Annotated in this window: 12 protein-coding genes; 7 read left to right on the top strand and 5 right to left on the bottom strand. The window is 63.7% G+C overall.

Features of this window, described 5'->3' with window-relative positions; all coding sequences use genetic code 11:
• Window positions 1-115 precede the first annotated feature (115 nt).
• Entirely contained in the window at window positions 116-1822 is a 1707-nt protein-coding gene (locus GCN78_RS17790; RefSeq protein ID WP_152252860.1) for a methyl-accepting chemotaxis protein, read from the top strand.
• Window positions 1823-1996: 174 nt separating this feature from the next.
• Window positions 1997-5335, top strand: a complete 3339-nt coding sequence (locus tag GCN78_RS17785; protein ID WP_226939692.1) for a DEAD/DEAH box helicase — start codon at window positions 1997-1999, stop codon at window positions 5333-5335.
• Here GCN78_RS17785 and GCN78_RS17780 read toward each other — a convergent pair.
• Together GCN78_RS17780 and GCN78_RS17775 are read right to left on the bottom strand one after the other, a co-directional pair.
• Window positions 5332-6732, bottom strand: coding sequence for a heavy metal sensor histidine kinase (locus GCN78_RS17780; RefSeq protein WP_152252858.1), 1401 nt, complete (start codon window positions 6730-6732; stop codon window positions 5332-5334). The two genes, GCN78_RS17785 and GCN78_RS17780, sit on opposite strands and share 4 nt — an antisense overlap.
• Window positions 6729-7439 carry a heavy metal response regulator transcription factor gene (locus tag GCN78_RS17775; RefSeq protein WP_152252857.1) on the bottom strand — a complete coding sequence of 237 codons (711 nt, stop codon included), beginning with the start codon at window positions 7437-7439 and terminating at the stop codon, window positions 6729-6731. Before GCN78_RS17775 ends, GCN78_RS17780 begins: the two co-directional genes overlap by 4 nt.
• A gap of 142 nt (window positions 7440-7581) precedes the next feature.
• On the opposite strand from GCN78_RS17775, the gene GCN78_RS17770 reads away from it, so the two are divergent.
• Together GCN78_RS17770 and uraH are read left to right on the top strand one after the other, a co-directional pair.
• Window positions 7582-8076, top strand: coding sequence for a GlcG/HbpS family heme-binding protein (locus GCN78_RS17770; protein WP_152252856.1), 495 nt, complete (start codon window positions 7582-7584; stop codon window positions 8074-8076).
• Window positions 8077-8086: 10 nt separating this feature from the next.
• Window positions 8087-8497, top strand: coding sequence for a hydroxyisourate hydrolase (uraH, locus tag GCN78_RS17765; protein WP_152252855.1), 411 nt, complete (start codon window positions 8087-8089; stop codon window positions 8495-8497).
• A gap of 7 nt (window positions 8498-8504) precedes the next feature.
• On the opposite strand, the gene GCN78_RS17760 is transcribed toward uraH, so the two are convergent.
• Window positions 8505-9203 (bottom strand): glutathione binding-like protein, encoded by a 699-nt coding sequence (locus GCN78_RS17760; RefSeq protein ID WP_152252854.1) that lies wholly within the window; start codon window positions 9201-9203, stop codon window positions 8505-8507.
• A gap of 200 nt (window positions 9204-9403) precedes the next feature.
• Between GCN78_RS17760 and GCN78_RS17755 the strand changes: the two genes are divergently transcribed.
• Complete coding sequence (locus GCN78_RS17755; protein ID WP_034781263.1) at window positions 9404-9829, top strand: hypothetical protein; 426 nt, start codon at window positions 9404-9406, stop codon at window positions 9827-9829.
• A 16-nt stretch (window positions 9830-9845) separates the two neighbouring features.
• On the opposite strand, the gene GCN78_RS17750 is transcribed toward GCN78_RS17755, so the two are convergent.
• Window positions 9846-11489: a methyl-accepting chemotaxis protein gene (locus GCN78_RS17750; protein ID WP_152252853.1), complete on the bottom strand. Its 1644-nt coding sequence runs from the start codon at window positions 11487-11489 to the stop codon at window positions 9846-9848.
• 283 nt (window positions 11490-11772) lie between these two features.
• Here GCN78_RS17750 and GCN78_RS17745 point away from each other — a divergent pair, with 283 nt between their 5' ends.
• The gene (locus tag GCN78_RS17745; protein WP_152252852.1) at window positions 11773-12201 is read left to right on the top strand and encodes an EamA family transporter; all 429 of its coding nucleotides are present in this window, start codon (window positions 11773-11775) and stop codon (window positions 12199-12201) included.
• 73 nt (window positions 12202-12274) lie between these two features.
• Window positions 12275-12640, top strand: a complete 366-nt coding sequence (locus GCN78_RS17740; protein ID WP_034781254.1) for a hypothetical protein — start codon at window positions 12275-12277, stop codon at window positions 12638-12640.
• Between the two features lie 101 nt (window positions 12641-12741).
• Here the strand turns inward: GCN78_RS17740 and GCN78_RS17735 are convergent, their stop codons facing one another.
• Window positions 12742-13179 (bottom strand): hypothetical protein, encoded by a 438-nt coding sequence (locus GCN78_RS17735; protein ID WP_152252851.1) that lies wholly within the window; start codon window positions 13177-13179, stop codon window positions 12742-12744.
• Between the last annotated feature and the right edge of the window lie 107 nt (window positions 13180-13286).

Raw genomic sequence — 13286 nt, 5'->3', positions numbered from 1 at the left:
TTTGTATTGCAGTGCGGAATTTTGAGGAACAATTACAGGCTGGTCGCCCTTACGTATAAACCCGTAGCCGTGGCCTGTCGACGTTTTCCTTCACTTCCGCACCACGAAAGCAATCATGTCACTCACACAATTCAAAATCGGCACCCGGCTCGGGATCGGGTTTGCTGTCGTCCTCGGCCTGCTGGTGGCCGTCTTGCTCGTCGGCCTGTACTCGATGGCGCAACTGAGCGCACGCACGCACGACATCGTGACCGACAAGAACGTCAAGATGGCCGCCGCCAATACCATGAGCGACAACGTGCGCAACATTACCCTGGCGATCACCAGCGTGGTGGTGGCGCCGACGGAAGCGCTGGTGCAGGCGGAACTGGCGAAGATCGGCGAATCGCGCAAGAAATACGGCGCCGCCAAGGAAACCTTGCAAAAGAAAATCTCGACGGACAAGGAAACGGCCCTGATGGCCGAACTGGACGCGGCCCTGAAATCGGGCGCGCCGCTGAACAACAAGGTCATCGAGCTGCGCAATGCGGGCCAGACGGAAGAAGCGGTTGCCTTCCTGACGCAACAGGCGGCACCGAGCCTGAAGATCGTGCTGGGCGCGCTCGACAGCCTGGTCGCCTATGAAGCGCAGCAGGCGGCGCAGGCGGCAACGGACGCCGAGACGCTGAGCGCGAGCGCGCGCGCCTCCATGATTGCCCTGGGCAGCGTGGCCGTGCTGCTGGGCGCTTTTGTTGCCTGGATCATCACGCGCTCGATCACCCAGCCCATCAATGCGGCCGTGGGCGTGGCGGAAACCGTGGCCTCGGGCGATTTGTCGTCGCACATCGTCGTCAATTCCAGCGATGAAACGGGCCGCCTGCTGGGCGCCCTGAAAGCCATGAACACCAGCCTCTTGGGCGTGGTGGCGCAAGTGCGCCACGGCACGGATGCGATCTCCACGGCGTCGAGCGAAATTGCCGCCGGCAACCTCGACCTGTCGTCACGCACGGAAGAGCAAGCCAGTTCGCTGGAAGAGACGGCGTCGGCCATGGAAGAGCTGACCTCGACCGTGAAGCAGAACGCGGACAATGCGCGCCAGGCCAACCAGCTGGCGAAAAGCGCATCGGAAGTGGCCGTGCGGGGCGGCAGCATCGTCTCGCAAGTGGTCGACACCATGGGCACCATCAATGCCTCGTCGCGCAAGATCGTCGACATCATCGGCGTCATCGACGGCATCGCCTTCCAGACGAATATCCTGGCCTTGAACGCGGCCGTCGAAGCGGCGCGCGCGGGCGAACAGGGCCGTGGCTTCGCCGTCGTGGCCACCGAGGTGCGCAACCTGGCACACCGTTCCGCCTCGGCCGCCAAGGAAATCAAGGAATTGATCGCCGCGTCGGTGGCCAACGTGGACACGGGTTCGCGCCTCGTCAATGAAGCGGGCCAGACCATGGGCGACATCGTCGACAGCATCGTGCGCGTGACCGATATCATGGGCGAGATCACTTCCGCCACGCACGAGCAGACCATCGGCATCGAACAGATCAACATGGCCATTGCCCAGATGGATGAAGTGACGCAGCAAAATGCGGCCCTCGTGGAAGAAGCGGCGGCCGCCTCGCAAAGCATGCAGGAACAGGCGGGCGAACTGGCGCACGTGGTGGGCTTCTTTAAAACCGGCAACCATGTCGCCAGCGCACCCAAGCTGACGCCGGTGCGCACGACGCCGGCAGCGCCAGCCATCGCACGCCCCGCGGCCAAGCCAGCACCCGCGCGCCAGGCCGTCGCGGCCGCGCCGGCACGCCGCGGCAATGCCAGCACCGAGAGCGAATGGGAAGAGTTTTAAGCAATAGCAACATCCTCCCCACGGGAAAGCCAGGCAGGAAGTTGCTGCCTGGCTTTTTTTCGTCCGCAATCGCCACTTTTTTTGCGGCAAAGCCCGCGCAATAGGCAAAAGTGCAAAACGTGCACCGCGCATACGCTTTACAATCCTCGCTCGCTTTACAAAATATTGGTCATCATGAATCAGGCAGAACAGCAGCGCCTCCTGGCTATCCTGGAGTATTGGCACAAGATCGAATTCTTTATCCCGTTTGACCTGAATCAAATCACGGACGTTGAAGACCAGTCCACCGTGCGTCTCCTCCACCGCGAACAGCTGGCGCAATTGCCGCCGCAGTTCGCCACACAGTGGCAAGTGCCGTCCGACCGCGAGATCGACGGCTACTCGCTGTTCCTCGGCGTGTTCGACAAGGCCGAAATCAACAAGGCTTGTCCGCCGGCCAATGGCCCGGAAAACATCGCCGAAACAGAAAAAACAGAACTGCTGGGACGCTCGTGCTTTGCCCGCCTGAACCTCAATGCGCTGGGCGAGCCACAGTTCGATCCCGTGTCCGTGTCGACTTTGCCGTGGGCCCTGGGCCGCGCCCGCACGCCGGACTGGTCGGGCCTGAGCCTGGACGCCTTCAGCGACAGCCAGCTGGCGCTGCAAGACAGCCTGCGCAATTTCGCGGCAAGCCGCGTCCCGCAGCCAGTGACGGACGAGGCGGGCAATGTCTCGTCTCCCCTGTCCGGCATGGAAATCGCGGCCCTGGCCGACCTGCTGCGCGACTGGGCCGGTTTCCACCCGTCGGCCGGCCAGCCGCTGGCCGTGCTGGAATTGCGCACGCGTAAGAAACGCGCCGCCGTGGCGGACGCCGATACGCTGGAGGCCAGCCAGAACCGCAGCCTGGACTTCGGCGATGCGGTGGAGCCATCGGTCGATATCCTCAACAGTTTTTACCTCGATGACCTGGAGCAGATCATCCGCGCCTTGCGTGGCGGCAAGCTGCCCGCGACGGTCGCCGCCTACCTGACGCCGCTGGCGCAGGATGAGCGCATCGACCTGTACAGCCCGGCCGGACGCCAGGCGCTGGCCGCCATGCTCAATCCGGCGAACATGAACCGGGGACACTGGCTGGAAGACGCCAGCTACGCCATGAGCCTGATGCAGCAGTTCGCCATCCACGGCGCGCGCACGGGCTTGAGCGAGCGCGGCATCTTTTCCGTGAATGGCCCGCCGGGCACGGGCAAGACGACCTTGTTGCGCGAATTGTTCGCCGACAATATCGTGCGCCGCGCCAGCGTGCTGTCCTGCCTGGACCGCGCCGGCGACGCCTTCATCGGCAAGGTGGCCGTGGCCTTCGAAGGCGTGCGCGACCCCATCACGATCGCCCGCTTGCGCCCGGAACTGACGGGCTTTGAAATGGTCGTCGCCTCGTCGAACAATGCGGCGGTGGAAAACATTTCCGGCGATCTCCCGAAACCGAAACAGCTGGGCAAGGAATGGGCGCGCACGCGCTATTTCGAAAGCGTGGCGCGCCGGGTCGTGGCCGACGGCAATGGCGCCAACCGCGCCCTGGGCGAGGCGGAAGCGCCGTGGGGCTTGATGTCCTGTGCGCTGGGCAACAGCGCCAACCGCCGCCGCTTCGTCAGCAATTTTTATGACGACGACTGGGACAAGAGCACGGCGCGCAAGACGCCGAACGCGCAGAACATCCGCCAATGGCTGGCCAGTTACCAGGGCGTGAGCTTCGCCCAGGCCGCGCGCGAGTTTCGCGAGACGGAACACGTGGTGGAAAAAGCGCTGGCCGAGCACGCCCAATATGCGGCCCTGTGGCAAGCCGTCGGCACCTGCACGGAAGCCGATTTCATCGAGGCCAGCCAGCAGGCGCTGATTGCTGCCGAGCAAGAGATGGATGCGGCGAATGGCGCCCTGTCCGACGCGCTGGCGCAGCAGGACACCCTGCTGCTCAGCAAGAAGGAATTGCTGGAAGAGGAACGCCTGGTGGCGCTGACGCAGCCCGGCTTCTTTGCCCGCCTGTTCCGCACGGCCCCGGCGCGCGCCTACAAGGAGGCCGTCGTCGCCAATGCCGAGGCGCAGCGCCAGGCCGCGCGCGACGTGTCCGCCATCAAGCTGCTGCTGAAAGGCGAGCTGGAGCCGCGCTGCGAGCGTGCCCGCAACAGCCTGCACATCGCCCTGCGCACGGCGCAGTCGCGCCAGCGCGAGTGGGATGACAGCACGGAACTGCTGCGCCGCGCACGCATGCGCTTCCCCACCATCATCGCGCCGGCCACCCTGGACGAGCTGGACGGCGACACCCTGCAGATCGCTGGCCTGTGGCATGAACCGGCCCTGGCGCGCCTGCGCTCGCGCCTGTTCGCCAAGGCCCTGGCCCTGCATGAAGCGTGGCTGGCCGAGGTGGCGAAGAAAGGCGGACCCGGCTTCGGCGGCAACTTGCTGGCCGTGTCCAAATTGCTGAAAAACAAGCGTGCCTATGACCAGTCGCACGTCGCCATGGTGTGGCACAGCCTGTTCATGGTGGTGCCCGTCGTGTCGACCACATTCGCCTCGTTCGCGCGCCAGTTCCAGGGCATGGGCCCCGAATCGCTGGGCTGGCTGTTCATCGATGAAGCGGGCCAGGCACCGCCACAAGCGGCGCTGGGCGGCCTGTGGCGTGCCAAGCGCGCCGTCGTCGTGGGCGACCCGCTGCAGATCGAACCCGTGTTCACGGTGCCGGGCCGCCTGGTGCAAACCTTGTCGGCCCTGTCGCCGCACACGCGCGATGGCAGTTATGCGCCAACGTCCGTTTCCGTGCAGACCCTGGCGGACAAAGCCAATCGCTATGGCGCGGCTGTCGGCGCCAACAGCGAAAAACCCTTGTGGATCGGCAGCCCCTTGCGCGTGCACCGCCGCTGCGTGGAACCGATGTTTTCGCTGGCCAACAGCATCGCCTACGAAGACAAGATGGTCTACGGGCTGGCCGAGCGCACGCCGCCGGCCGGCGCACGCGGCCTCACGCGTGGCCCGAGCCGCTGGATCGACGCCGTAGGTCCCGTCAGCTACAAGCAAGTGGTGCCCATGCAGCTCGATTTCGTGCTGGAAGTGCTATTAAAGCTGTATCGCCGCGACGGCAAGCTGCCGGAGATGTATGTGATCACGCCGTTCAAGGCCGTGCGCAACGAATTGCGTTCGCGCATCATCGACATGGACTGGGACCGCCGCCTCGGCTACGGCAAGGCGCCGACGGCGCGCGAATTGCGCCAGTGGAGCAGCCAGATGGTGGGCACCGTACATACCTTCCAGGGCAAGGAACAAAGCGTGGTGATGCTGGTCCTCGGCGCCGACGACAGCACGGTGGGCGCCGCGCAATGGGCGGCGGACACGCCGAACCTGCTCAACGTGGCCCTCACGCGCGCGCAGCATTATGTGTACATCGTCGGCAACCCGTTGCTGTGGGGGCAGTTGCCGCATTTTGCACCCGCGTGCGCGCAATTGCCGCATACGGGCATGCATGAGTTCCTTGTCGAAATGGGCTAAACGGGGAAGGTCAGGGTAAACGTCGTGGCGGCCGCGTCGGATGCGACCGTCGCGCTGCCGCCATGCAACTGCATGATGGCCGTGACGATGGCCAGGCCCAGGCCTGTGGAGGCGGCCGAGTCGCTGCGGGCCGGGTCGGCGCGGTAGAAGCGCTCGAACAGATGCGGCAAGTGGCGCGCGGGGATGGCGGGGCCGAGGTTGCTCACGCTCAATTCCACGCCCTCGTTCGTCGCATGCGAGCGCAATAAAATCGTGCTGCCGGGCGCCGCGTGGCGGATGGCGTTCGACAGCAAATTGCCCAGCGCGCGGCGCAGCAGTTGCGGCTCGGCCGTGACCGCGCCGCTGCCGTGGCAGGCCAGCGCCAGCCCCCGCTCTTCGGCCAGGCCTTCAAAGAAATCGGCCAGGCGCAAGAATTCGTCCTGCACGGGCAAGGCTTGCTTAATCAGGATCATCTCATCCTGCTGCGCGCGCGCCAGGAACAACATGCTGTCGATCATGCGCGACAGCCGCTCCAGCTCTTCCACATTCGACGACACCAGCTGTTCGTACTCGTGCGCGCTGCGCGGACGGGCCAGCATGACCTGGCTTTGCCCCAGCAGATTGGTGACGGGCGTGCGGAACTCATGCGCGAGATCCGCGGAAAACTGCGACAGCCGCGCATAGCCTTCCTGCAGCCGCGCCAGCATGGCGTTGAGCGCCTGGATCAGGGGCAAGAGCTCCGTCGGCGCGCCGCGCGCCTCCAGCTGCTGGCCCAGCTTGCCCGGCCGCACGAGGGCCGCGTGCGCGGCGATATTGCGCAACGGCCGCAGTCCCCGCAGCAGCATCACGCTGGCAAGAATCGCCGCCACCAGCGCGCTGACGGCGACGGAGACGACGATCTGCCAGCGGTAGGCGGCAAACATGGCTGCGCGGTCGCCATAGACCCGTGCCACGGAAATGTCGGCCATCTGCGCCGGCTCGCCGATGCGCGCGCTGGCCGCCACTACCCTGGCCGGATAGCCGTCGCGGCTGGTCCAGCTGACGATGTCGCTGGCTGTCACGGGCGCATCGACGGCCACGGGAACAGGATGCGCTACCGTCTCGCCGTTCGGATTGACATCGATCAAACGCGTGCCATCGGCGCGCACGATGCGCACCAGGGAGTTCTCTTGCCCGCTCATGGTGTCGCGAAAATACTGGGGCCGCTCGCGGATGATGTCGAGGGTGCCCGCGTTACCGAGTAATTGCTGGATCTGCCGCAATTTGCCTAGCAACAAAATGTCGTCGCGGCGCTCGATTTCCGCCACGAACGAGCGGTACAAATGCATGCCCAGACCGGCGGACACGAGGGCCACGATCAGCACGAACACGAGCGTGACGCGCAGGGTCAGCGAGCGGCGCAGTTGCGAGAATTTCATGCGGTGGCGCCGCTGTCGGGAGCGCTGGGCGCGCGCAATTCGCAGACATAGCCCATGCCCCGCAAGGTGTGGATCAGCTTGGGTTCGAATGGATCGTCGAGCTTGCTGCGCAGGCGGCGGATGGCCGCGTCGATGACATTGGTGTCGCTCTCGAAATTGATGTCCCACACTTGCGAAGCGATGATGGAGCGCGACAAGACTTCGCCCTGGCGCCGCGCCAACAGGTGCAGCAAGCCGAATTCCTTGGCCGTCAGGGTGATGCGCTGGCCTTGCCGGCTGACCTTGCGTTTCATCACATCGATTTCCATGTCGCCGATGCGGATCACGTCGTCTTCGCGGGGCGGCCCGCGCCGCAGCAGGGTGCGGATGCGCGCCACCAGTTCGGCAAAGGCGAACGGTTTCACCAGGTAATCGTCGGCGCCCAGCTCCAGCCCTTTCACGCGGTCCTGCACCTCGTCGCGCGCCGTGAGGAAAATCACGGGCACGTCCGCGCCGCCTTCCTGCAGCCGCAGCGCGCGCAACACTTGCCAGCCGTCCATGATGGGCAGCATGACGTCGAGCACGATCAAATCGGGCGCCTCGCTGCCGGCCATGTGCAAGCCGTCGCGGCCATTGCGCGCCAGGCTCACCGTAAAGCCGGACTCGGCCAGGCCGCGCAGCAGATAGTCGCCCGTCTTCGGCTCGTCTTCAATGACCAGGATGCGCATGGGTGGAAGCTTTCGTGTGGGATGTTGAAGCATTTTACGCCGCGCGCAGACCGCCGCGGATGATAAAAATGTCATGCGGCGCTCATCTTCTCGTAGGGTAACACTGGCCATACTGGCGCCACTTTACTCAACGGATAGCCACATGCGATCTCTTTTCCCTGGCATTACCCTGCTGTGCCTGCTGGCCAGCCCGGCGCACGCCCAATTGCGCAAGGTCGATGATGTTTCTCTGGCGGCGGCCAACACCCTCGCCAACGCGGCCATGGCCGCTTGCCAGGCGCAAGGCCGGCACATCGTCGTCAGCGTACTGGACCGGGGCGGCAATGTCGTCGCCGTGCAGCGCGCCGATGGCGTCGGCCCTCACAACACGGATGCCAGCCGGCGCAAGGCCTACACGGCCCTGTCCACCAAAAGCGATACCTATGCGCTGGCCGTGGCGGCCCGCAACAATCCGGACATGAGCAATTTGATCAGCGTGCCGGAGCTGTTGCTGCTCGGAGGCGGCCTGCCGTTGATGGCCCAGGGACAAGTGGTCGGCGCCATCGGCGTGGCCGGTGGCGGTGGCGCCCTGCAAGACCGCGCCTGTGCCCAGGCAGCCCTGTCCTCCCTTCCCGAACTCGATCTCCCCTTACCTTGAAAGCAACACGATGACCTACCTGAAAAAAACCGCCGCCGCCCTGGCCTTCGCCAGCCTGTCCAGCACGGCCCTGGCCGCCGCCAATCCCTTGAGCGTGCACATCCTCGACTTGCAGAGCGGCCAGCCGACGGCGGGCGTGACGGTGACCCTGGAGCAAAAGCAGGGGACTGACTGGAAGCAATTGAGCAGCGCCGTGACGAATGCGCAAGGGCGCATCGCGGCCATGTATCCGGCCGGGACGCCCATGCAGGCGGGCGATTACCGCATCGTGTTCAAGACAGGCGAGCACTATGCGCGCCTGAAACAGGAAACTTTTTTCCCGGAAATCCCCGTGCAATTCCACGTGGAAAAGACCGACCAGCACTATCACATTCCCTTGCTGCTCAGTCCTTTCGGTTTTTCCACGTATCGGGGTAACTGACCGCCGATCAGCCCAGCGTCTTCGCCGTCTGGCCGAACAGCACGCTTTTCGCGTCCTCGCTGACGGTGGGCTGCACGTTGATTTCGGCGGCGCGGGCATACGCGCGCACGGTGGCGGGACGGGCGGCGATGGCCGCGAACCAGCGCGCCAGGTGCGGGAAATCTTCCAGCTTCTGGCGCTGGCGCGCATGCGGCACGATCCACGGGTAGATGGCCATGTCGGCGATGGAATAGCTGTCGCCGGCAACAAACTCGCGGTCGGCCAGGCGCTTGTTCAGCACGCCGTATAGCCGATTCGTTTCATTGACGTAGCGCGTGATGGCGTACTCGATGGGTTCGGGCGCGTATTGCACGAAATGGTGGTTTTGCCCTGCCATGGGGCCCAGGCCGCCCATTTGCCAGAACAGCCATTGCATGACTTCGGCGCGTCCGCGCACATCCATCGGCAGGAATTGCCCGCTTTTCTCGGCCAGATATTGCAGAATCGCCCCCGACTCGAACAGGGACAGCGGTGCACCGCCATCGGCCGGCGCCTGGTCGACGATGGCGGGAATGCGATTGTTCGGCGCGATGGCGAGAAACTCGGGCTTGAACTGTTCCCCCTTGCCGATATGCACGGGAATGATGTTGTAGGGGATGCCCGCTTCTTCCAGGAACATCGTCACTTTGTGCCCGTTGGGCGTGGTCCAGTAATACAGGTCGATCATCGTGGTCTTTCCAGGTAGATAGGTGGGGCAAGCGGTGGGGCAAGCGGACTTGGCATCACTATTGTCGCGCCGCAACTGATATGCATGGATATAATGCCACGTAAGCGAAAAACAAGACGGCGCCCAGTCAGGGCAAGTGCCCACTAGCACCGTCAAGCAGGCATCCCGACATTCCCGAGCACAAACCAAGAAAGCCGACCATGCGCAAACTCCTGATCGTCACGCTGTCCGTCCTGCTGTCAGGCTGTGTCCAGGACTTCGCCATCTACATGTTCGATGGGCAAGACCATTCCCTGACCGTGCGCCGCCAGCAACGTTATTTTTGGCAAGATACCGTGGAAGTGCAGCTGATGGCGACCAATCTGCCGCAATGCCAGCGCCTGCATACCCTGTCGACGGATGCGCCGGCCGACATCACCGTCGAGCTGTTCGCGGCCGGCGATGGCATATGGAATATCCGCATGGGCAAGCAGCTGTGGCAGGCGGAAACGAATACCTGCAATGCGCTGACGGAAATGGAAAACGACCCGAAAGCCGACCTGGGCCAGCCGGTCGGGCAATTCGTGGTCGTCGATGACAAGCTGGAATTCGAACCGGCGCCGCAAGCGGCGGCGCCCGCCCAGTAAGTCCTTAACGAAACCCCTAGCGCGCCGCCAGGCTGCGCAGCGGTTTTTTCGCCACGGCGCGTGGCGCGCCAGCGGCCGCCAGGCGCGGCGCCGCCGCACCACCCTCATGCGCCGACAGTTTGAAGCGCGCCACCAGTTGCGCCAGCACGGCCGCCTGGTCCTGCATGCTCGACGCCGCCGCCGCCGCCTCTTCCACCAGCGCCGCATTTTGCTGCGTCACGCTATCCATCTCCGTGATCGCCTGGTTGACGTGGCCGATGCCCGTGCTTTGCTCGTGCGAAGCGGCCGTGATGTCGGCCATGATGTCGGTCACGCGCGAGACGGAAGCGACCACCTGATCCATGGTCGTGCCCGCCTGTGCGACGAGCGTGCTGCCGGCCGCGATGCTGTCGACGGAAGCGCCGATGAGTTCCTTGATTTCCTTCGCCGCGCCCGCCGAGCGCTGCGCCAGATTGCGCACTTCCGACGCCACCACGGCAAAGCCGCGTCCCTGCTCACCGGCACGCGCCGCCTCGACGGCCGCATTCAAGGCCAGGATATTCGTCTGGAAGGCGATGCCGTCGATGACGCCGATGATGTCGACGATCTTGCGCGACGAGGCGTTGATGGTGTCCATGGTGCCGATCACTTGCGCCACCACGGCGCCACCCTGGCGGGCCACGGCGGAAGCGGACTGCGCCAGTTCATTCGCCTGCACGGCATTGCCCGCGTTTTGTGTCACGGTCGAAGTCAATTCCTCCATCGACGCCGCCGTTTCTTCCAGCGAACTGGCTTGCATTTCCGTGCGCGCCGACAAGTCCATATTGCCGCTGGCAATCTCGCTCGATGCCGTGGCGATCGTCTCGGCGCTATGGCGGATTTCACTGATCGCATCGACCAGGTTGGCCTGCATGGTTTTCATCGCATACAGCACGCTGTGGCGGTCGTTGGCATGCGTGCGCACGGCACCGCTCAGATCGTTATTCGCGATCTGGGCAGCCACGTCGGCCGCATATTCGGGATCGCCGCCCAGCGCATGGCGCAGGCTGCGGTTGATGGCCACGACGACGGCGGCCAGCAGCGCGCACACGAGCAACAGCACGCCCAGCGAAGTCAGCAGCGACTGGCGGAAGGCCGCGTCGATATCGTCCATGTAGACGCCCACCACCAGGGTCCATGCCCACGGTTTATAGGCCACCACGCGGCTCATCTTCGGTTCCGGATTTTTCTGGCCGGGACGGGGGAAATAATAGTGGACGAAGCCCTTGCCCGCATCGCTCTTGCCGACGGCAACGATGTCGCGGTACAGATAGGTGCCGTTGGCATCTTTGAAATCGGCCATGTTCTTGCCATTCGTTTGCGGCGCGGCGGGATTCATCACGACGACGGCATCGAGGTTGATGATGGACAAATAACCGGTCTCGCCGAAACGCATGCTCTTGATGACGGCGGTGGCTTGCTTCTGCGCTTCTTCCTTCGTCAAGGCGCCGCTGGCGGCCAGGTCGCCGAACATCTTGACGGCGCCCAGGCCCAGGTCGGCGGCATTGCTCAGGTCGGCGCTGCGCTCTTCGATACGGATCTTGCGCACTTCCAGGGCGTTGTAGACAAAAATAACGGTGATGCACAACAGGCTGCAAATCAGGGGAATCCATAACTTCTGCTGGAACGTCAATTTCTTCATGCTGTGTCTCCAACTATCTATTTGCGGCGATGGGGCGTGACCCGCTTCCTGCTCGACAGGCCAGCAATGCGGCGGCGACGGTGCTCTGGCGGCACCGTTCAGACTGCTTCAGCATACGCTTGAACGACCGATATTTACAATGCCGATAAGCAATGTTTTTTGCCCGGTGTTGTTAATGCGTTGCGACAATTGATGAGAATTGATGCTGCACCGCAATAGGTTTTTTCCCGATCAGCGTGCTACGCTACAGTCGATCTGACGTCGCCACCGCGCAAGGAGCCCCATGTCGACCACTTTCACCTGGCAAGGCTTTGCCATCCTGTCGGCCGTGTTCGCGGCCCTGACGGCCATCCTGGGCAAGCTGGGCGTGGCCCACCTGAACAGCAATATGGCCACGTTGATACGCACGGGCGTGATCCTGCTGGTGACGGCAGCCATCATCTCGCTGCGCGCGGAATGGCAGCGCCCGTCCGGCGGCAATTGGGTGGGCTGGACTTGCCTGATCGCTTCGGGCGTGGCCACGGGGCTGTCGTGGCTCTGCTATTTCCGTGCGCTGCAGCTGGGTCCCGTCTCGCTGGTGGCGCCCGTCGACAAGCTCAGCGTGGCGCTGGTGATGCTGGCCGGCTGGCTCGTGCTGGGCGAACCGTTCACCGTGAAAGCGGCCATCGGCGGCGGCTTGATCGTGCTCGGCTCGCTGATTTTGCTGTTGTAATGCATTCCCCGGCACGCGGCGGCGCGCCTGTGTCAGAATGCACGCCGCATAGATCGAATCACGAAAGCACAGCATGACCAAGAATGAAGCCATGAAACGCATCAACGACCGCCTGGGCAAACCCACCCTGACGGACAAGAACACGCATTTTGCCAGCGTCGCCAGCTATGGCACGGACGAAGGCTGGTGGCTGAAGATCCCCTTCCTGACGTTCAAGCAGGAATTGCACTTCATCCTCAATAACGAGAAGACGAAAAGCTTCCAGCACCTGAAGATCGGCGCCAACCAGATCCTCAGCCCCGGCATGAAATTCCGCAGCACGGGCGGCGCGGCCGACGCCTTCATGTCGGCCTCGGCGCCGAAACGCCTGGTCGACCTGCTCGACGGCGGCAGCAAGTACAACTTTACAAAACACTTCGTCAACGATTATCGCTACTAAAACACCTGACCAAACCTACTGCGCGGCGCGCTTTGCGGCCTGCGATGCTCACCGTACTAGAAGTACGGTTGCGCTTCTTAGCCACAAATCACTGCCGCTCGCTACGGTTTTGTCAGGTGCTCTTGAGTTTGCCAGCCCTCCCTTGGCGGCAGCCAGGCCCTGATCAAATGCTGGGCAATGTCGAGCGCGTCGTCGCGGCTGGTGCCGAAATGCAGGGGGTAGCCCCAGAACTTGCCAAATAACACGGCAAAAGCCTTGCCGGCCAGTCGCTTGGCCGCGCTCGGTTCGATCAGCACCATGCCCTGGATGTACGCGCGGATGGCGGCCTTGTTCTGCTTCATCCACAGCGATGTGCGCTTGCGCTCCGCCTGCGGGTGTGCATGCCCGTCTTCATCAAAACCTTCCTCGCTGAGGATGACAAACGCTTGCCGGCGCGCCAGCAGGGCCTCGAACTGGGCGAACAGCACATCGGCCTGGGCGCCGGATGCGCCGTCGCGGCGCATCCAGACGAAGGGAAAAGTGGACAAATCGAGTTGCATGGGAGACTCCTTCAGGGGTTGCCGTTCTTCCTCACCTTCATCAGAACACTGGCGGCGGCAGTTGCCGTTGAAGCGGGGCTGCGGATGCCCATACGATACCGTTGGCG

The sequence above is a fragment of the Janthinobacterium rivuli genome, from assembly GCF_009208735.1.
Classification (GTDB): Bacteria; Pseudomonadota; Gammaproteobacteria; order Burkholderiales; family Burkholderiaceae_D; genus Janthinobacterium.
Note: the sequence above shows the minus strand (reverse complement) of the source record. Positions and strands in the feature narration are given on the sequence as shown.

What these genes read in the sequence shown, in the direction of transcription:
- GCN78_RS17790 (WP_152252860.1), top strand. Translation starts at nt 116, where the DNA reads ATGTCACTCACACAATTCAAAATCGGCACCCGGCTCGGGATCGGGTTT.
- GCN78_RS17785 (WP_226939692.1), top strand. Translation starts at nt 1,997, where the DNA reads ATGAATCAGGCAGAACAGCAGCGCCTCCTGGCTATCCTGGAGTATTGG.
- GCN78_RS17780 (WP_152252858.1), bottom strand. Translation starts at nt 6,732, where the DNA reads ATGAAATTCTCGCAACTGCGCCGCTCGCTGACCCTGCGCGTCACGCTC.
- GCN78_RS17775 (WP_152252857.1), bottom strand. Translation starts at nt 7,439, where the DNA reads ATGCGCATCCTGGTCATTGAAGACGAGCCGAAGACGGGCGACTATCTG.
- GCN78_RS17770 (WP_152252856.1), top strand. Translation starts at nt 7,582, where the DNA reads ATGCGATCTCTTTTCCCTGGCATTACCCTGCTGTGCCTGCTGGCCAGC.
- uraH (WP_152252855.1), top strand. Translation starts at nt 8,087, where the DNA reads ATGACCTACCTGAAAAAAACCGCCGCCGCCCTGGCCTTCGCCAGCCTG.
- GCN78_RS17760 (WP_152252854.1), bottom strand. Translation starts at nt 9,203, where the DNA reads ATGATCGACCTGTATTACTGGACCACGCCCAACGGGCACAAAGTGACG.
- GCN78_RS17755 (WP_034781263.1), top strand. Translation starts at nt 9,404, where the DNA reads ATGCGCAAACTCCTGATCGTCACGCTGTCCGTCCTGCTGTCAGGCTGT.
- GCN78_RS17750 (WP_152252853.1), bottom strand. Translation starts at nt 11,489, where the DNA reads ATGAAGAAATTGACGTTCCAGCAGAAGTTATGGATTCCCCTGATTTGC.
- GCN78_RS17745 (WP_152252852.1), top strand. Translation starts at nt 11,773, where the DNA reads ATGTCGACCACTTTCACCTGGCAAGGCTTTGCCATCCTGTCGGCCGTG.
- GCN78_RS17740 (WP_034781254.1), top strand. Translation starts at nt 12,275, where the DNA reads ATGACCAAGAATGAAGCCATGAAACGCATCAACGACCGCCTGGGCAAA.
- GCN78_RS17735 (WP_152252851.1), bottom strand. Translation starts at nt 13,179, where the DNA reads ATGCAACTCGATTTGTCCACTTTTCCCTTCGTCTGGATGCGCCGCGAC.